The 16,206-nt window shown below is 73.4% G+C and carries 12 protein-coding genes; 10 read left to right on the top strand and 2 right to left on the bottom strand.

Annotated elements, in window-relative coordinates:
* The first annotated feature begins 119 nt into the window (after positions 1 to 119).
* From AB0C66_RS28330 to AB0C66_RS28310, 5 genes are all read left to right on the top strand, one after another.
* Entirely contained in the window at positions 120 to 2,372 is a 2,253-nt protein-coding gene (locus tag AB0C66_RS28330; RefSeq protein ID WP_362444532.1) for a chorismate-binding protein, read from the top strand.
* A 12-nt stretch (positions 2,373 to 2,384) separates the two neighbouring features.
* Entirely contained in the window at positions 2,385 to 3,974 is a 1,590-nt protein-coding gene (locus AB0C66_RS28325) for a class I adenylate-forming enzyme family protein (RefSeq protein WP_362444529.1), read from the top strand.
* Positions 3,967 to 4,821 carry an aminotransferase class IV gene (locus AB0C66_RS28320; protein WP_362444526.1) on the top strand — a complete coding sequence of 285 codons (855 nt, stop codon included), beginning with the start codon at positions 3,967 to 3,969 and terminating at the stop codon, positions 4,819 to 4,821. The genes AB0C66_RS28325 and AB0C66_RS28320 overlap by 8 nt, the downstream gene beginning before the upstream one ends.
* Before the next feature lie 67 nt (positions 4,822 to 4,888).
* A complete protein-coding gene (locus AB0C66_RS28315; protein WP_362444523.1) occupies positions 4,889 to 5,500 on the top strand; it encodes a hypothetical protein in 612 nt (203 codons plus the stop codon).
* Between the two features lie 73 nt (positions 5,501 to 5,573).
* Positions 5,574 to 5,864: a DUF1876 domain-containing protein gene (locus AB0C66_RS28310; protein WP_362444520.1), complete on the top strand. Its 291-nt coding sequence runs from the start codon at positions 5,574 to 5,576 to the stop codon at positions 5,862 to 5,864.
* Positions 5,865 to 5,899: 35 nt separating this feature from the next.
* On the opposite strand, the gene AB0C66_RS28305 is transcribed toward AB0C66_RS28310, so the two are convergent.
* Entirely contained in the window at positions 5,900 to 6,604 is a 705-nt protein-coding gene (locus AB0C66_RS28305) for an FCD domain-containing protein (protein WP_362444517.1), read from the bottom strand.
* Positions 6,605 to 6,783: 179 nt separating this feature from the next.
* Here AB0C66_RS28305 and AB0C66_RS28300 point away from each other — a divergent pair, with 179 nt between their 5' ends.
* Positions 6,784 to 8,040: a cellulase-like family protein gene (locus AB0C66_RS28300; RefSeq protein WP_362444515.1), complete on the top strand. Its 1,257-nt coding sequence runs from the start codon at positions 6,784 to 6,786 to the stop codon at positions 8,038 to 8,040.
* 10 nt (positions 8,041 to 8,050) lie between these two features.
* Here the strand turns inward: AB0C66_RS28300 and AB0C66_RS28295 are convergent, their stop codons facing one another.
* Positions 8,051 to 8,839, bottom strand: coding sequence for an SDR family oxidoreductase (locus AB0C66_RS28295; RefSeq protein WP_362444513.1), 789 nt, complete (start codon positions 8,837 to 8,839; stop codon positions 8,051 to 8,053).
* A gap of 188 nt (positions 8,840 to 9,027) precedes the next feature.
* On the opposite strand from AB0C66_RS28295, the gene AB0C66_RS28290 reads away from it, so the two are divergent.
* The 4 genes from AB0C66_RS28290 (at position 9,028) to AB0C66_RS28275 (ending at position 16,203) form a co-directional block, all read left to right on the top strand.
* Positions 9,028 to 11,505: a SpoIIE family protein phosphatase gene (locus AB0C66_RS28290; protein ID WP_362444512.1), complete on the top strand. Its 2,478-nt coding sequence runs from the start codon at positions 9,028 to 9,030 to the stop codon at positions 11,503 to 11,505.
* A 151-nt stretch (positions 11,506 to 11,656) separates the two neighbouring features.
* On the top strand, positions 11,657 to 12,967 hold the full coding sequence (locus tag AB0C66_RS28285; protein ID WP_362444908.1) for an MFS transporter: 1,311 nt from the start codon (positions 11,657 to 11,659) through the stop codon (positions 12,965 to 12,967).
* Positions 12,958 to 14,130, top strand: a complete 1,173-nt coding sequence (locus AB0C66_RS28280; protein ID WP_362444509.1) for an anhydro-N-acetylmuramic acid kinase — start codon at positions 12,958 to 12,960, stop codon at positions 14,128 to 14,130. Before AB0C66_RS28285 ends, AB0C66_RS28280 begins: the two co-directional genes overlap by 10 nt.
* A gap of 105 nt (positions 14,131 to 14,235) precedes the next feature.
* Positions 14,236 to 16,203: a hypothetical protein gene (locus tag AB0C66_RS28275; protein WP_362444506.1), complete on the top strand. Its 1,968-nt coding sequence runs from the start codon at positions 14,236 to 14,238 to the stop codon at positions 16,201 to 16,203.
* The last annotated feature ends 3 nt before the right edge of the window (positions 16,204 to 16,206 follow it).

Below are 16,206 nucleotides of genomic sequence, written 5' to 3'. Positions count from 1 at the left end.
ACGTTGTTGAGCATTCCATCGGTGCCAACCATCCGTTGTGGAACACTTCTTTTCGTCTTCACCGGCTGACCTGCTGGAAAGCCGGAAGCCCTCGCGGGTCGAACAAGGAGGCTATCCGGATGGAATCGCTGAGGACGCTCCTCATCGATAATTATGACTCGTACACGTACAACCTCTTTCACCTGCTGACCGAGGTCAACGGCGAGGAACCGGAGGTGCTTCTCAATGACGCACCGGAATGCGCGGACATCGACCTCTCGGAGTTCGACAACATCGTGGTCTCGCCCGGTCCGGGCCATCCGGCCGACGGCCGGGACTTCGGCGCCGCGGCCCGGCTGATCGACCGCTCCGCCGTCCCGGTACTGGGGGTCGGCCTCGGCCACCAGGGCATCGCGCTGGGGGCGCAGGCGCGGGTGGTGTCGGCGCCAGAGCCCCGGCACGGACATCTGTCCCGGATCAGCCACGGGGGCCGCGGGCTGTTCCGCGGCCTCCCGTCGGATTTCACCGCGGTCCGCTCCCATTCGCTGTGTGTGGCCGAGCCGTTGCCGCTGGGACTCCAGGGCATCGCCTGGTCCGAGGACGGTGTTCTGATGGGGCTTCGGCACCGGGCCCGTCCGCTGTGGGGCGTCCAGTTCCATCCGGAGTCGGTACTCACCGGATTCGGCTACCGCATGTTCGTCAATTTCCGCGATCTCACCATCGAGCACGCCAACGGGGAATCGGTCACCTCCATCACCGGACGGCGCCGCGCCCGACCGGCGGGTGGACCGGCCGCCGAACCGTCGCCGGAGCGGACCCCGCCGCGCGCGGCGCGCGCCCGCAGGCCCCCGGCGGCCGCCCGCCGCGCGGAGAAGGAGCCGGTCCCGGAGCGCCACTACCGCCTGCACGCCCGGTGGCTGGCCGACGCCACCGACACCGAGGCGGCCTTCACCCGGCTGTACGCGGACGCCCCGGGCGCGTTCTGGCTGGACAGCGCCCGTACCGAAGCCGGTGAGGCACGGTTCTCCTTCCTCGGTGACAGCCGGGGCCCGCTGGCCGAGTTCGTCCGCTATGACGTCACCCGCGGCGTCTGCGAGATCGAGCGGACGGGGCGGCCCGGCACCCGGTTCGAAGGCAGTGTCTTCGACTATCTGGACCGGGAACTGACCTGCCGCCAGGTCAGCGCCCCCGACCTCCCCTTCGACTTCACCGGCGGCTACGTCGGGTACTTCGGCTACGAACTCAAGGCCGACTGCGGCTCCCCCAACCGCCACCGCGCCACCACCCCGGACGCCTGCTGGCTGTTCGCCGACCGGTTCGTCGCGGTCGATCACCAGGAGGGCGTCACCTATGTGTGCGCGCTCGCCGAGGACACCCCCGACGGCCAACAGGGGGCGAAGGACTGGCTGGACACGACCGTCACCGTGCTCACCGGGGTGCCGACGGCCGCCGGAGCCGTCCCCCCGCCGCCGCCGCTCACCTCCCCCACCGCGGTGGAACCGTGGCTGGTCCGCGACCGGGAGGGCCACGCCGCCGCGGTCGGCGCCGCGCTGCGCGAACTGCGCGCCGGGGTGAGCTACGAGATCTGCCTCACCGACTCCGCCTGGCTGCCCGCGCCCAGCGACTCCTACACCTTCTACCGGGCCCTGCGGCGGTCCGACCCCGCGCCGTACGCCGCCTATCTGCGGTTCGGCGGGACCGATGTGGCCTGCGCCTCCCCCGAGCGCTTCCTGCGCATCACCCCCGACGGTCTCGCGGAGGCCAAACCGGTCAAGGGCACCATCGGCCGCGGCGAGGACGCCGAACAGGACGCGCGGGCGCTGGCGGCCCTCGGCACCCGCCCCAAGCCCCGCGCCGAGAACCTGCTGATCGTCGATCTGCTCCGCAGCGACCTCGGCCGGGTCTGCCAGCCGGGCAGCGTCTACGTACCGCGGCTGATGAACACCGAGACCTACGCCACCGTGCACCACCTGGTCTCCACCGTGCGCGGACGGCTGCGCCGGGGCACCTCCGCGGTCGACTGCGTACGGTCCTGCTTTCCGGCCGGATCCATGACCGGCGCCCCCAAGGCACGCACCCTGGAGATCATCGACACCCTGGAGACCGAGGCCCGCGGGGTCTACTCCGGGGCCATCGGCTTCCTCAGCTGCAATGGCGCGGCCGACCTCAACGTGGTGATCCGCACGGCCGTGTTCACCGGCGGCCTGATGCACATCGGCGCGGGCGGTTCCATCGTGCTCGGCTCCGATCCGGCCGAGGAGTACGAGGAGATGCTGCTCAAGACCGCCGCGACGATGCGTGCCCACGACGCGGTGCGGTCACCGTCGGCCGGAGCCGGCGACGGGCTGCTCGTGGGAAGCGCGGCCACCTCCGCGACCGACTTCGAACGATGAGGTGAGCTGGACATGTTGCAACGGCTGCTTCCCGAGCGCGGGTTCTATCCGGGGCTGATGTTCCAGGAGGCCGCGGCCCGCCACGGCCGGGTCCGGGTCACCCTCGACCGTCCCCTGGACATCGCGCCCGGGGCCGGTACCGACCTCGGCTACCCCGAACTCGCCGACCTCGTGGACGATATGGCCGGGCGGCTGTGGTCGGCCGGGGTCCGGCCGAGCGAGCATGTGGCCGTCCTCAAGCGCGACAACGCGGACGTCGTCTTACTGGCGTGTGCCGTCTCGCGGATCGGGGCGGTGCCCGCGCTGCTGTCACCCGAGCTGGAGGGGGGTGTGGTGGCGGTCCTGCTGGACCGGCTGCACGCGCCCTGGCTCATCACCGACGCCGAGACGCTGCTGTCCACCCTGAGCGGTGTGGACACCACACTCGCCCGTGGGGTGCTCACGGTGGACCCGGCACCGGGGAAGACCCTCGCCCTGGCGGGCCTCGCCGGTGTGCCGCGCCGTCCGGCGATCCGGCTGCACCCCCATGAACCCTCGCTGATCACCCATGGCCCGGCGGCCACCGGGATCCCCCGGCTGGAGGTGCACTCGCCACACACGCTGTGGAACCGGCTGGTGCCACAGCAGGCGCTGGGCCGGGCCACCCGCGGCGAACCGGCCGCGCTGCATCTGCCGTACTCCTCCTCCCGGCTCCATCAACTGCTGGGCGTGGCGCTGCACTTCGGCAGTCCGCTGCTGCTGCTCACCGATCCGGACCCGGCGCAGGCGGGTCCGCTGCTCGCGGCGCACCGGCCCGGCCTCGTCGAGACGGATCCGCACACCTTCGGGCTGTGGGAGGAGCTGGCGGACGCTCCCGGCGGGCCGCTGTCCCACGTACGGTCCTACGGCTGCGCCTTCGACCCCCTCCCGCCGCGCACCGTGCGGCGGCTGCTGGACGCGTCCCGGCGCCGGGACCCCCGGCTGATGCAGCTCTATGGTCAGGGCGAGACGGGTCCGATCGCCTTCGGCTGGTACACCCGGCGGGGTGCGGACCGGGCGCACTGCCGCCGGGTGGGCACCGGGATCCCCGGCTTCACCCGGATCCGGGTGGTCGACGAGCGCGGGCGCGCCTGTCCGCCCGGTGCGCCGGGCGCGGTCGAGGTCCGTACCCGGGGCCGGATCCTCACCTACCTGGGCGCGCCGGAACAGTACGCCCGGCAGATGGACCAGGGGTGGTGGCGGATGGGCGACACCGGCTACCGGGACCGGTGGGGCGCGCTGTATCTGCTGGACCACGAGGCGGACCGGGGCTCCCCGGCCGAGAGCGATCTGGAGCTCGAGGACGAGTTGCTGTCGCGGGTGGCCGAGCTCCGCGAGGTGATCATCGTCCGTGGTCCGGAGCGGGAGGCGGTCCCGGTGGTGTGCGTCCGTGGGGACCGTCCGCTGGACACCGGCCGGTGGCGGCGGGCCACCGGGGACCTGCCCTCCATGGCGGCGCCCGTGCAGTGCCGCTTCGAGGATCTGCCCCGCACCCGCACCTGGAAGGTCAAGCGGCTGGAGATCGCCCGGCTGCTGGCCACGGGTGAACTGCCCGTGCTGAGCGGGGCATCGGCCCATGGGTGAGAGAACGCTTGGCTGGACCGGCGGCCTCCAGGACCACCGCTCCGATCAGCGGCAGTGGACGCTGATGTGGCGTGCGGACGGGGGGCTGATGCCCTCGCGCCCGGTGCCCGACAGCGCGGTGCTGGCCGCCGACTCCTGGCTGGTGGACGACGGGCGGGTACGGGCGCTGGAGCGCCACCGCCGCCGGTTCATCGACGCGTGCACCGAGGCCACGGGCGATTCGCCCGCGCGGATCGAGAGCTTCTGGCGGGACGCGATGGCGATGGTGCCACGGACGGACCGCTGGTTCCCCCGGGTGGAGCTGGCAGGCCCGGAACCGGCCCGGCTGTTCCTGCGGATGCGCCCGGCACCGCCCCGTACGGCCAATGTGACGGTGTGTCTGACCGAGGAGTTCGACCCGCGGACCGTGCCCCGGCGGAAGGGGCCCGACCTCTCCCTGCTGGCGCATCTGCGCGAACGGGCGGCCGCGCGCGGGGCGCAGGAGCTGCTGCTCACCACGGACACCGGGCTGGTGCTGGAGGGCACCGGCGCCAGTGTCCTGTGGTGGGAGGACGATGTGCTGTGTCTGCCGGACCCGGAGCTGCCGCTGCTCGCGGGCGTCACCACGGCGCTGGTGGCGGAGCGTGCGGCGGAGCTCGGGCTGCGGCTCGAGCACCGCAGATGTGCCCCGCACGAGCTGGACGGCCGGGAGGTGTGGCTGGTCAACGCCCTGCACGGGATCCGCCCTGTCACCGCGTGGCTGGGACGTCCGCTGCGCGCGGGCCCGGCGCTGCGCGCCGCCGACTGGCAGACCTGGCTGGACGGCAGCGCCGAACCGTTCGCCACCCCGCAGGGAGTCCATCGATGACGGCCGCCGCCGCGGCCCACGAGGCGGCGGCCACCACCGCACCCCGGCACCCGCTGGAGGCCAGACCTTGAACACCCATGGACCGCGACGTGCCTTCGGCACACATCAGCCCCGGCCGCGGGCGCACGCCCGGGGGCGGAATCCGCTGCGGCGCCGGTCGGACCGGATCCAGACCTGGTGCACCGCGCTGTTCCTGCTGACGCTGGTGTGCGGGCTCCCGTTCGCCGCGCTGGGCGCGGCGGGCGCGGCGTACGGCTCGCAGATGCGGGTGGTGCGCGCCGAGGAGGCCGCCCGCCACCAGATCACCGCACGACTGGCCGAGGCCCCGGCGGACCCGGGCCGTGCGGGGCGGGCGCCCCGGCAGGCGCGGGTCCTGTGGACCGGCACGGACGGCGCGCACCACTCCGGTCTGGCCACGGTGACGGGCGGCCCACGCCCGGGGGACGCGGTGCGGGTGTGGGTGGACCGCGCCGGGGAGCTGGTGCGGGCCCCGGCCTCCCCGGCGACCGCGCGGACGGTGGGCTGGTTCACCGGCTGTCTGACCGCGGCGGCGGTGGTCATGCTCGCGTGCGCCGCGCGGACGCGGACCCGGCAGGTGCTGGACCGCGGCCGGTACGCGCGATGGGAGGCAGAGTGGAAGGAGGTGGAACCCGCGTGGTCCGGCAGGAACCGTCGCTGATCCGGGTCCCGGCCCGGTCCGGCGCCGGATCCGGCCGGTGTCCGCGCGGTACGCGGAAGGTGAGGAGCGGACGATGTCGCACACAGTGGAGTGGAGAATCCATCTCTTCCTCTTCGAGGACGAGGGCAGGACCAAGGCGCGGATCGAGCTGGACACCGGGGGCTCGGCGCTCACCGGGCGGGGGCTGGCGCGCTGCAACCCCGAAGATCAGGACGTCCCGGTGATCGGTGACGAGCTGGCCGCGGGCCGGGCGCTGCGCGACCTCGGGGAGCAGTTGGTACGCGCCGCGGAGCATGACATCGAGCATGTGGGCGCGCCACCCGCGTCTCGGCGGCCGCGCCCGGGGTACGGCTGGATCGCCTGACGGCGTACGGCGGCTCACGGCCGCTCACGGCCCGCTCATGACCGCCGGGCGGTGGCCTTTCCGATGTCGTCGGCGGCCTTGGCGAGCAGCTCGACCATCGCGCGTTCGGCTCCGGCGGCGTCCCGGTCGCGTACGGCCTCGAGCACCCGCCGGTGGCTGGGCGCCGGGTCACCGGCGTCGCCGCCGCCGTGCACCAGCCGGTCGCGTGCGCGCAGTCCGGGCTCCAGGACCAGATCGAGCCGGGCGAGCAGTTCATTGCCGGTGGCGGTGAGCAGGGCGCGGTGGAAGGCGGCGTCGGCCTCGGCCGCCGCCTCGAGATCACCGCGGGCGCGCTCCATGGCGGCCAGCGCCGTGTCCAGCGCGGTGAGGTCGGCGTCGGTACGGCGCAGCGCGGCGCGGTGGGCGGCGGCGGGTTCCACGACGGCGCGGATGTCGGTGAGGTCGCGCATCAGCCGCTCACCGTCTCCCCCTGCCATCCGCCAGTGGATCACATCGGCGTCCAGCAGGTTCCAGGCGGAGCGCGGGCGGACGAAGGTGCCGCGCTTCTGGCGCGCGTCGATGAGCCCCTTCCCGGCCAGGACCTTCAGGGATTCGCGCAGCACGGTGAGGCTGACGTCCAGTTCCTCGCCGAGGGCGCGCACATCCAGGATGTCGCCCTCGGCCAGCTCCCCGGCGACGATCCGGGCGCCGAGCCGCCGTACCACCTGGCCGTGGACGCCTCGCCCCGCGTACGCCGTCATGGCCGTGCTCCTCCCGTCCGCCCCGTGCGGAACGTCCCCCGTACGGAACCGCCCTCGTACGGAACCGCCCGTACCGCGCGTTATTTATGAATACATCTTGACACCCTCCCGGCGGGGCCCGAACGATGAACCGAACCTCATCGCCGAGTTTCCGAGCCGCCGACCGCGGGGAGCCCCCTGTGACGCTGTCGCCGCATCTGCCGGACACCCTGACGATCACTCTGTGGGACTTCAGCTGGTACACCCGCGGCGGGCCGGGCGAGCCGTTCACCGATCTCGACCGCGCCTTCGAGGCGGCCGTGGCGCGCGGCTACAACACGGTGCGGGTGTGCGCCATGCCGTTCCTGCTCTTCGGCTCCGGGCTCGACACCCGCGCCCTGCGGCTCGGTCCGCTGGGCGGCGGCTACGGACAGCGGACCCGGTGGTACGACGTGGGCGGCGGCACCGAGTTCGACGGCCGGGAGCGGCTGCGCACGCTGTTCGAGGCCGCCCGGCGCCATGAGTGCTTCGTCATCCTCTCCAGCTGGGAGTACCAGCAGAGCCCGTCGTTCGGCGCGGACCGGGCGTGGCTGGACGCGCTGCGGGCGGTGGAGCCGGAGCGGCGCGCGGAGGTCCTGGCCGAGGCGCTGGCGGATCTCGTGGACTTCCTGGTGGTGCACGGTCTGGACGACCGGATCGCCTTCACCGAACTCCACAACGAGGTGCAGGGCAGCGGGCTCACCGAGGGGCTGCCGGACGGGGACCGGGTGGTGGCCCTGCGGCCACGGCTGGAGCGGGGCATCGGCCGGTTCAAGGAGCGCCATCCCATGCGGCCGGTCGCCGTCAACTACGCGAAGGTGCCGGTCGGTTCGCTGCGCGGGATCCCCGACGGGGTCGATGTCGCGGTCTTCCACCCCTATGTCTACGGAGTGCTCGACGAGCTGCTGGAGACCTTCGCGGTCCGGGACCGCACCCGGCCCTTCCCCCAGGAGCGGGTGCGGCGGGAGCTGCTGCGCCCCGGTGCGCCCGACCTGGCCGACTGGGCGCCGCCGCCGGGCGACCGGTGGCGGCTGGAGGCCACCACGGTGGGGCCGCGCGAGATCTATGTGCACGACTGGTGCGATCCGCAGCGGTGGGACGCCTGGCTCTACGGCCGCTACGCGCTGCACCGGCTGGCGATGGAGCAGCGGCTGGTCGACTGGATAGAGGCGGCGGCGGACTGGGCGGCGGGCCGCGGGGTGCCACTGGTCTTCGGGGAGGGCTGGATCGGCTACACCCCGCTGCACGGGACGTTCGAGGAGGGTCCGGTGGGCGCGGCGTTCTGCCGCCGCGCCGCCGCGGAGTCGGCGCGGGTGGGCGCGTGGGGTTCGGTGGTGTGCTCCAACGCCGCGCCGCACCACCCGATGTGGCGGGATGTGGCGTTGCAGCGGGAGTGCAACGGCGTGCTGCGGGGCTGACGCCCGCGGCTCAGGCCCCGGACTTCCGGACGCTCCAGCCGCCGTCGACGACGAGCGAGGCGCCGGTGATGAACGTGGCGTCCCCGCCGAGCAGGAAGGCGATCGCACCGGCCACCTCCTCGGGGCGGCCGAGGCGCCCGGCGGCGGTCTGCGCGGCGCTGGCCCGCCGCTCCTCCTCGCCGATGCCGTCCCAGGCGGCGGTGAGGACCGGACCGGGCAGCACGGCGTTCACCCGTACCCGGGGGCCGTACTCCACCGCGAGCTGCCGGGTGAGCCCGGTCAGCCCGGCCTTGGCGGCCGCGTAGGCGGGACGGCCGGGCAGTCCGGCGAGCGCGTGGACGGACGAGACGAGCACGGCGCTTCCGCCGGTCCGCCGCAGACCGGGCAGACACGCGCGGAAGCCGAGGAAGGCGGCGGTGAGCGAGACGGAGAGCTGCCGGTCCCATGCGGCGAGGCCGGTGTGGTGGGCGGGCGCGACATGGGCCACGGCGGCGTTGCTGACCAGTCCGGTGACCGGGCCGTAGGCGTCGGTGGCGGTGCGGACCGCGGCCTCCCAGGCACTCTCGGCGGATACGTCGCAGTGCTGGAAGACGGCGGTGCCGCCCGTGGCGCGGATCTCCGCCGCGACGGCCTCCCCCGCCCCGGTCCGCACATCGGCGATCAGCACCCCCGCGCCGTCGGCGGCCAGCCGCCGGGCGGTGGCCGCCCCGATGCCTCCGGCGGCTCCGGTGACGATCACACAGCGCCGGGCCGGACCGGGGTCCCGGGCGGGGCCCTGGACAGGAGCAGAGGAGGCCATCCACCAGATTAAATATGAATTAATAGGGCCCGCCAAGACCCTCGTCACCGGCTCCCGGGCATCCCGCCACCGGCTGCCGCGGCTCGACGGGCATAGACATCCGGCATATCGGACTATTTCCGCTTAGCGTGGCAATTGCGGAGTAGGATTGCGCTTCACGTGCTGGAGGCAGAGGGAAAGCGGATCACATGGGCGACAGCACCTTCCGCGGGTGGCCCCACCACCTCCCCGACCTGGTCTCCGAGGCCGTCGCCGTGGTCGATGAGCGGGGTGTCCTCACCGGCTGGAGCCTCGGGGCGCACCGGATGCTCGGGATTCCCGCGGAAGAGGCCGTCGGACAGCCCGCGGCTGGGCTGTTCGCGGACGGCACCGCACCGCCGCACGGGGTGGCGGCGTACACGGCGCCCGGGGGAAGACCGGCCGTGCTGCGCCACCGGGACGGTGGCGAGATATCCGTCGTGCTGTGGGCGCAGCCGTGGGCGCTCGGTGACGGGGGCCGCCACTGGCTGGTGCAGGCGACCCGCGAGGAGGCGATCCGGCGGCAGGACGTCGGACGCGCGCTGCTGGACAGTCTGGGCTCGGACGCCCCGGTCGCCATGAGCGTCTACGACACCGACTGCCGCTGTCTGATGCAGAACGCCGCGCTGCGACGGCTGAGCGGCCTCACCGACGAGGAGCGTATGGGGCGCACCCTAGGGGAGTCGCTGCCGGAGCTGGAGACCACGGAGATGGAGGCGCTCCAGCGGCGGGTGCTCGGGGGCGGCAGCCCGGTGGGGGACGTCGAGGTCCACGGCCGGGTACCGGCCGACCCCGGCCGGGAGCGCTCCTGGTGCAACTCGGTCTTCCCGCTGAAGGAGCGTTCCGGGGACATCTTCGCCGTCTGCCACGCGGTGGTCGATGTGACCTCCCAGGCCCGCGCCCGGGAGCGGCTCGCGGTGCTCAACGACGCGAGCGCCCGTATCGGCAGCACCCTGGATCTGCTGCACACCGCGCAGGAGCTGGCGGACGTGGCCGTGCCCGGGCTCGCCGACTTCGCCTGTGTGGATCTGATCGACTCGGTCTTCGAGGGCGGGGAGCCGCCCTCCGGCCCGGTGACCCGGCAGGCCGCCTTCCGCCGCGCCGCCCATCGCTCCATCGTGCCCGGCTCACCGGAGGCGGTGGCCGAGGTGGAAGACGTGGATGTCCACGCCTCCGCCCCCAACTCCCCCTTCGCCCGCGCCCTCGCCACCGGGCGGCCGGTGCTGGAGTCGGCGAACGGCCCGGGTCCGGCCCCCGCGTGGCTCGCCGACGACCCGGCGCGGGCCGCGGGGATCCGGGAATGGGGCATCCACTCCTGGATGGTGGTGCCGGTGCGGGCGCGCGGCAGCACCCTCGGGGTGGCGGTGTTCCTGCGCCGCGAGCGGCCCGAGCCGTTCGAGCAGGACGATCTGCTGCTGGCCGACGAGATCGTGGCACGGGCCGCGGTGTGCATCGACAACGCCCGGCGCTACACCCGGGAGCGCGGTACGGCCCTCGCCCTCCAGCGCAGTCTGCTCCCCCAGCGGCTGCCCGAACAGGCGGCGGTGGAGGCCGCTTCGCGCTATCTGCCCGCGAGCGGCCGGACCGGGGTGGGCGGTGACTGGTTCGATGTGATCTCGCTGTCCGGGGCCCGGGTGGCTCTGGTGGTCGGGGATGTGGTGGGCCACGGGATGAAGGCGGCCGTCACCATGGGACGGCTGCGCACCGCCGTCCGTACCCTGGCCGACCTCGATCTTCCGCCGGATGATCTGCTCAGCCATGTCGACGCCCATGTGCGGCGGCTGATCGCCGAACAGGCCGATGAGCACCGGGACTTCGCCGAATCGGGGACCCCACCCGCCGAACCGGCCATCGACACCTGGGCGTTCGGGGCCACCTGTGTCTACGCGGTCTATGACCCGGCCACCCGGCGCTGTACGTTCGCCCGCGCCGGGCATCCGCCGCCCGCCGTGGTGCTGCCGGACGGCCGGACCCGCTTCCTCGACTCCGCCGGAGGGCCGCCGCTGGGGGTGGGCGGGCTGCCGTTCGAGAAGGCGGAGGTCGAACTGCCCGACCGCAGCATGCTCGTGCTCTACACCGACGGTCTGGTGGAGTCCCGGGACCATGACATCGACGCCGGTCTGGAGCGGCTGCGGCTCGCCCTGAACGACGGCTGCCACGAGCTCTCGCTCGACTCGGTGTGCGACTCCGTGGTCAACGGGCTGCTCCCGGAGCATCCGCCCGACGATGTGGCCCTGCTGGTGGCCCGCACCCGGGCGCTGGACGACGACCGCTGCGCCTCCTGGGAGCTGCCGCCGCAGCCCGCGGTGGTCCCCCGGGCCCGCTCGTTCGTGGCGCGGCAGCTGGACCGGTGGGAGCTGGGCCATCTGGTGAGCACCACCGAGCTGGTGGTCAGCGAGCTGGTGACCAACGCGATCCTGCACGCCAGCGGCCCGATCAAACTGCGGCTGGTCAGGAACGAGTCGCTGATCTGCGAGGTCTCCGACAGCAGCGCGGCCGCCCCGCATCTGCGCCGGGCCGGAAAGCTGGACGAGGGCGGCCGCGGGCTGTTCCTCATCGCGCAGCTCAGCAGGCGGTGGGGCACTCGGTACTCCGGGGACCGCAAAACCGTCTGGGCGGAACAGCCGCTGGAGGGTCCCGAGCCGTAACCACCGCCGCCACGGGGTACGCACTTCACGTTCCCCTCCAGGCGGTGTACGGCTGAAAGGGCCCGATGTGACCAGTCCCCACCCCGACCCCGACGGCTTTCTCCCGGACCCCGCCGAACGCGCCCGGCCGACGCCCGCTCCGCGCCGTGCGCTGGTCGCCGGTTCGGTCGGCAACTTCATCGAGTGGTACGAGTTCGGCGTCTACGGCTTCTTCGCGACCGTCATCGCAGCCAACTTCTTCACCCCGGAGGGCGGAACCGAGCTCGAGGGCCTGATCAAGACCTATGCCTCGTTCGGGCTCGCCTTCTTCTTCCGGCCCATCGGCGCCGCCGTGTTCGGGCGGATCGGCGACCGGATCGGCCGCCGCCCCACGCTGATCCTGGTGCTGCTGCTGATGACCGGTGCCACCACGCTGATCGGGCTGCTGCCCACCTACGCCACGGTGGGTGCCGCCGCCCCATGGCTGCTGACACTGCTGCGGGTGGTCCAGGGCCTGTCCGCGGGCGGGGAGTTCGGCGGTGCGGTGTCGCTGATGACGGAGTTCGCGCCACCGGGCCGCCGCGGACTCTACGGGGCGTGGCAGTCCTTCACGGTGGCCCTGGGGCTGCTCGCGGGCGCCGGAGCCGCGGCGGTGCTGGCCACCGTACTGAGCGAGCCGGCGCTGTACGACTGGGGGTGGCGGTTGCCGTTCCTGCTCACCCTGCCGCTCGGGCTGGCCGCGCTGTGGCTGCGGCTGCGGCTGGCGGAGACGCCGTCCTTCCGCGCGGCGCCCCCGGTGGAGCGGGCCGAGGGGACGGCGGGGCGGGGCGAGGTGGCGCGCGCCGTCGTCCTGGGAGCCGGGCGGGTCATGGGCTGGGCCGCGGCGGGCTACACCTTCCTCGTCGTCATGCCGGCGTACCTCCAGAGCACCCTCGACGCCTCGTTCCGGCAGGCGCTGATCGCCACCGTGGTGGCCAATCTGGGCTTCGCCCTGTCCATCCTCCCGGCGGGACTGCTCAGCGACCGGATCGGGCGGCGGCCGGTGATGGTCACCGGGGCGGCACTGGTGGCCGTCCTCGCCTTCCCGCTGCTCAACCTGGTCCAGGATCCCAGCAGTTCGGCCCTGGTCCGAGGGGCGGCCGTGTTCGTGGCGGGCGCCGTCGTCGGACTGATGGCCGGGCCCGGTCCGGCGATGCTCGCCGAGATGTTCCCGACCCGGGTGCGCTGCACCGGACTGGGGCTGGCCTACGCGCTGGCCAACGCGGTGTTCTCCGGATGCGCGGGGCTCATCATCACCGAGGCCATCGAGAGAACCGGCGACGCGGACATCCCCGCGTACTACGTGACGGTCACCTGTGCCGTCAGCCTGCTCGCCCTGCTGACCCTGCGCGGCGGCCACCACCGCGGCGCGCTGCGCGAGACCACCGGAACACCGCGCGACCCCGGAACACCACGGACACGGAAGGAGACGTCATGCGGGTGATCGGACTGATGTCGGGGACCTCCCACGACGCGATCGACGCCGCGGCCGCCGATCTGGTCCTCGACGGCGACACCCTGATCCTGGCCCCGCTGGGGCTGGTCAGCGACGCCTATCCGGACACGCTGCGGGAGGAGTTGAGGGCCGCGCTGCCGCCGTCGTCGACCACCCTGGAGGCGGTGTGCGCGCTCGACACCCGGATCGGCCAGGCGTTCGCCGCGCTCGCCGTACGGGCCGACCGGGAGCTGTGCGGCGGACGCGCCGATCTCATCGCCTCCCACGGCCAGACCGTGTACCACTGGGTGGCGGACGGCCGGGCGCGGGGCACTCTGCAACTGGGACAGCCCGCCTGGATCGCCGAGGCCACCGGGGTGCCGGTGGTCGCCGATCTGCGCTCCCGGGACATCGCCGCGGGAGGCCAGGGCGCTCCCCTGGTGAGCCTGGTGGACGCGCTGTGGCTGACCGGACGGCCCGGGGTGTGCGCCGCGCTGAACCTCGGCGGGATCGCCAATCTGACCGCGGTGCCGAAGGGCGGTGTTCCGCTGGCCTTCGACACCGGCCCGGGGAACGCCCTCATCGACGCGGCGGCCGCCGAGGTGACGCGCGGACGGCTCGGCTACGACGCGGACGGGGCGATGGCGGCGCGCGGCACGGTCCATCCGGAGCTGTTGGCACGGCTGCTGACGGAGCCGTACTACGCCCGGCCCGCGCCCAAGACCACCGGGAAGGAGCTGTTCCACGCGGCGTATCTGCGGGCCGCCCTGGCCGAGGCGGGTGCGGTGGCACCGGACGACGTGCTGGCCACGGTCACCGAGCTGACCGCCCGTACGGTGGCGGACGCGGTCCGGTCGGTGCACGCCACCGAGGTGATCGCCTCGGGCGGTGGGGTGCGCAACCCCGTGCTGATGGCGGCGCTGGGCCGGGCGCTGGACGGGATCGCGCTGCGGAGCTCCGATGAGCTCGGCCTCCCGGCGGCCGCGAAGGAGGCGTACGCCTTCGCCGTACTGGGCTATCTGACCGCCCACGGGCTGGCGGGCACCGCGCCGAGCTGCACCGGGGCGCGCCATCCACGTGTGCTGGGCTCGCTCACTCCGGGGCGGCGGCCGCTGCGGCTGCCGGAACCGGGCCGCAACGCACCGTCCCGGCTGGACATCTTCCGGCGCTGAACCACCAAACCCGGATGTCCTGGAGCGCAGAACGGATCAGAATGGGTGAACGCGGGTAAACTCAGCGTAGTTGACGGGGGGCGGGGGCGCGTGGGGGAGTCCGGGATGGGTGTCGGCCTCAGAGGCCGCAGCGGGATCATCAGTCTGGCCGAGGAGTGCCTGAGGCTGCCACCGGCGGCCGAGCGACCGGTGATCACGCTACTCGGCCCGCGTGGCAGCGGGGCGAGTGAGGCGCACAGCGCGCTGATGGAGCGGTTCGGCCCCGAGCACCCCTTCGCCTATGTCAATCTCGGCGGCGAGCAGTCGCTGCTGCCGCGCTACGCCCTTGCGCTGCTGGCCCGTCAGCTGGAGCGCAAGCTGCCGCGGTACCGCCGCTCCCACTTCCCCCGGCTCACCCTGGGGCTGCTCGCCTCGGACCATCAGTTGCGGATGACCAGCCTGGCGGAGGGGCGGCGCACCATCCGGCGGGAGCTGGACGCGTTCCAGGAGCAGGCCGAGGCGCGTTACGGCGACTATCTGGCCGCCTTCTTCGAGGTGGCCGGCGGGGCTGTGGGCGCCCCCGACGGGGCGTCGACAGCCGCGCTCGCGGTGCTGCGGGACGCCCTGCGGCGCGGCCGCCGACGGCTGCCGGGGCGCAAGTTCACCGGCAGCGCCGCCTGGTACGGAGGCCATCGGCTGCTGCACAGCAGAGACCCGTGGGAAGCGCTGGTCGAGCTCAACTTATGGCGCCATGAAGGCGACGCCCATGATCTGGAGCGGCTGGACCGGGTGCTGTTCTCCGCCTTCCTGGAGGACCTGCGGAGCAATACGGACCGCTCGTTCATGCCGCGCTCGTATCTGCTGCTGCTCGACAACTCCCATACGGAGTACGGCCGTCGCTTCCTCGACCTGCTGATCCGCTCCCGTCATGACGAGGCCGTGGTGGCGGGCGCGGTCTGCGATCCGCTCACCGTGGTGGCCAGCACCAACCGCTGGCTGCCGCGCTGGGGCCCGGCCACCGGTGACCAGTGGCCGTGGCAGCTGCGCGGCCCCGACCGCGCCTCGCTCACCGACTGGGAGGAGCACCGGCCCACCCGTGACAGCGATGACAGCTGGTGGTATCCGCTGCGGCTGCGTGACCTCAATCTGGACGAAGTGCGCATCCGGATGGAGCTGGAGCTGCGCCACCACCCCGATCTCGCGCCGTTCACCCGGCTCGCGCCCTTCGTCCACCGGCTGACCGCGGGGCTCCCCCGGGCCGTATCGCAGGTGCTGGAGGTGTTCCGGCAGTCGGATCCGCCCGTGGAGGACGGTTTCGAGCAGGACCGCTGGCTGCGTACGCTGCCGGACCGCACCCTGCGGGACGGCGAGGACACCCGCTCGCTCGCCGAGATGGCCCTCGGCCATCTGCTGAAGGGGTTCGACGCGGGGCAGCGGGCCACCCTCGCCGAGTGCGCGGCCGCCCGCGACCTGTCCGTCGGCACCCGGCTGCTGGGCTCGGGCGAGACGCTGTTCGGCGAGATCCGTGACCGCTGGCTGCTGCTGAGCCCGGGCACGGTGACCCCGGTGCTCCATCCGTGGCTGCGGCGGCTGCTGCTGTGGCGGCTGGCGGGGCGCCCGGAGGACTGGGACACCGTGCACGAGCTGCTGGCCGAGCACTTCCGGGCGGAGGGGCGCGCGGTCCAGGAGATGTACCACCGGCTGGCGTCGCGCCGGATCGACGAGGTGACGGGGTATCTGGTGGCGCGGTTCCCGGTGGTGCCCGCGGCCCAGTGGATCAGCGAGTTCAACACCATCACGGCCGCGCCCGGCCGGTTCCCGGCGGTGGGCGGTCCGCTCGATCTGCTCGCCGGGCTGGCCCCGGACGAGCCGCCGGAGGCGGTCACCGTGGCGTCGGTGATCCGGGAGCTGATCACCGCGCGCTGGGTGTGGAGCGATCCGCTCGCCGACCCCGGCCGACGGCTGGGCGATGTGCTGGCCGACGGTTTCAACCAGCTGTCCCGGCTGAGGAGGAACGACATCGTGGCCCTGTTCAACGAGGCGGAGCGATACCGCCATTGGCGCCATCCGCTGACCGCCGCCGGTGAGGGGTGAGCC

The sequence above is a fragment of the Streptomyces sp. NPDC048636 genome, assembly GCF_040650655.1.
Classification (GTDB): Bacteria; Actinomycetota; Actinomycetes; order Streptomycetales; family Streptomycetaceae; genus Streptomyces.
This window is presented reverse-complemented; position numbering and strand designations above follow the sequence as displayed.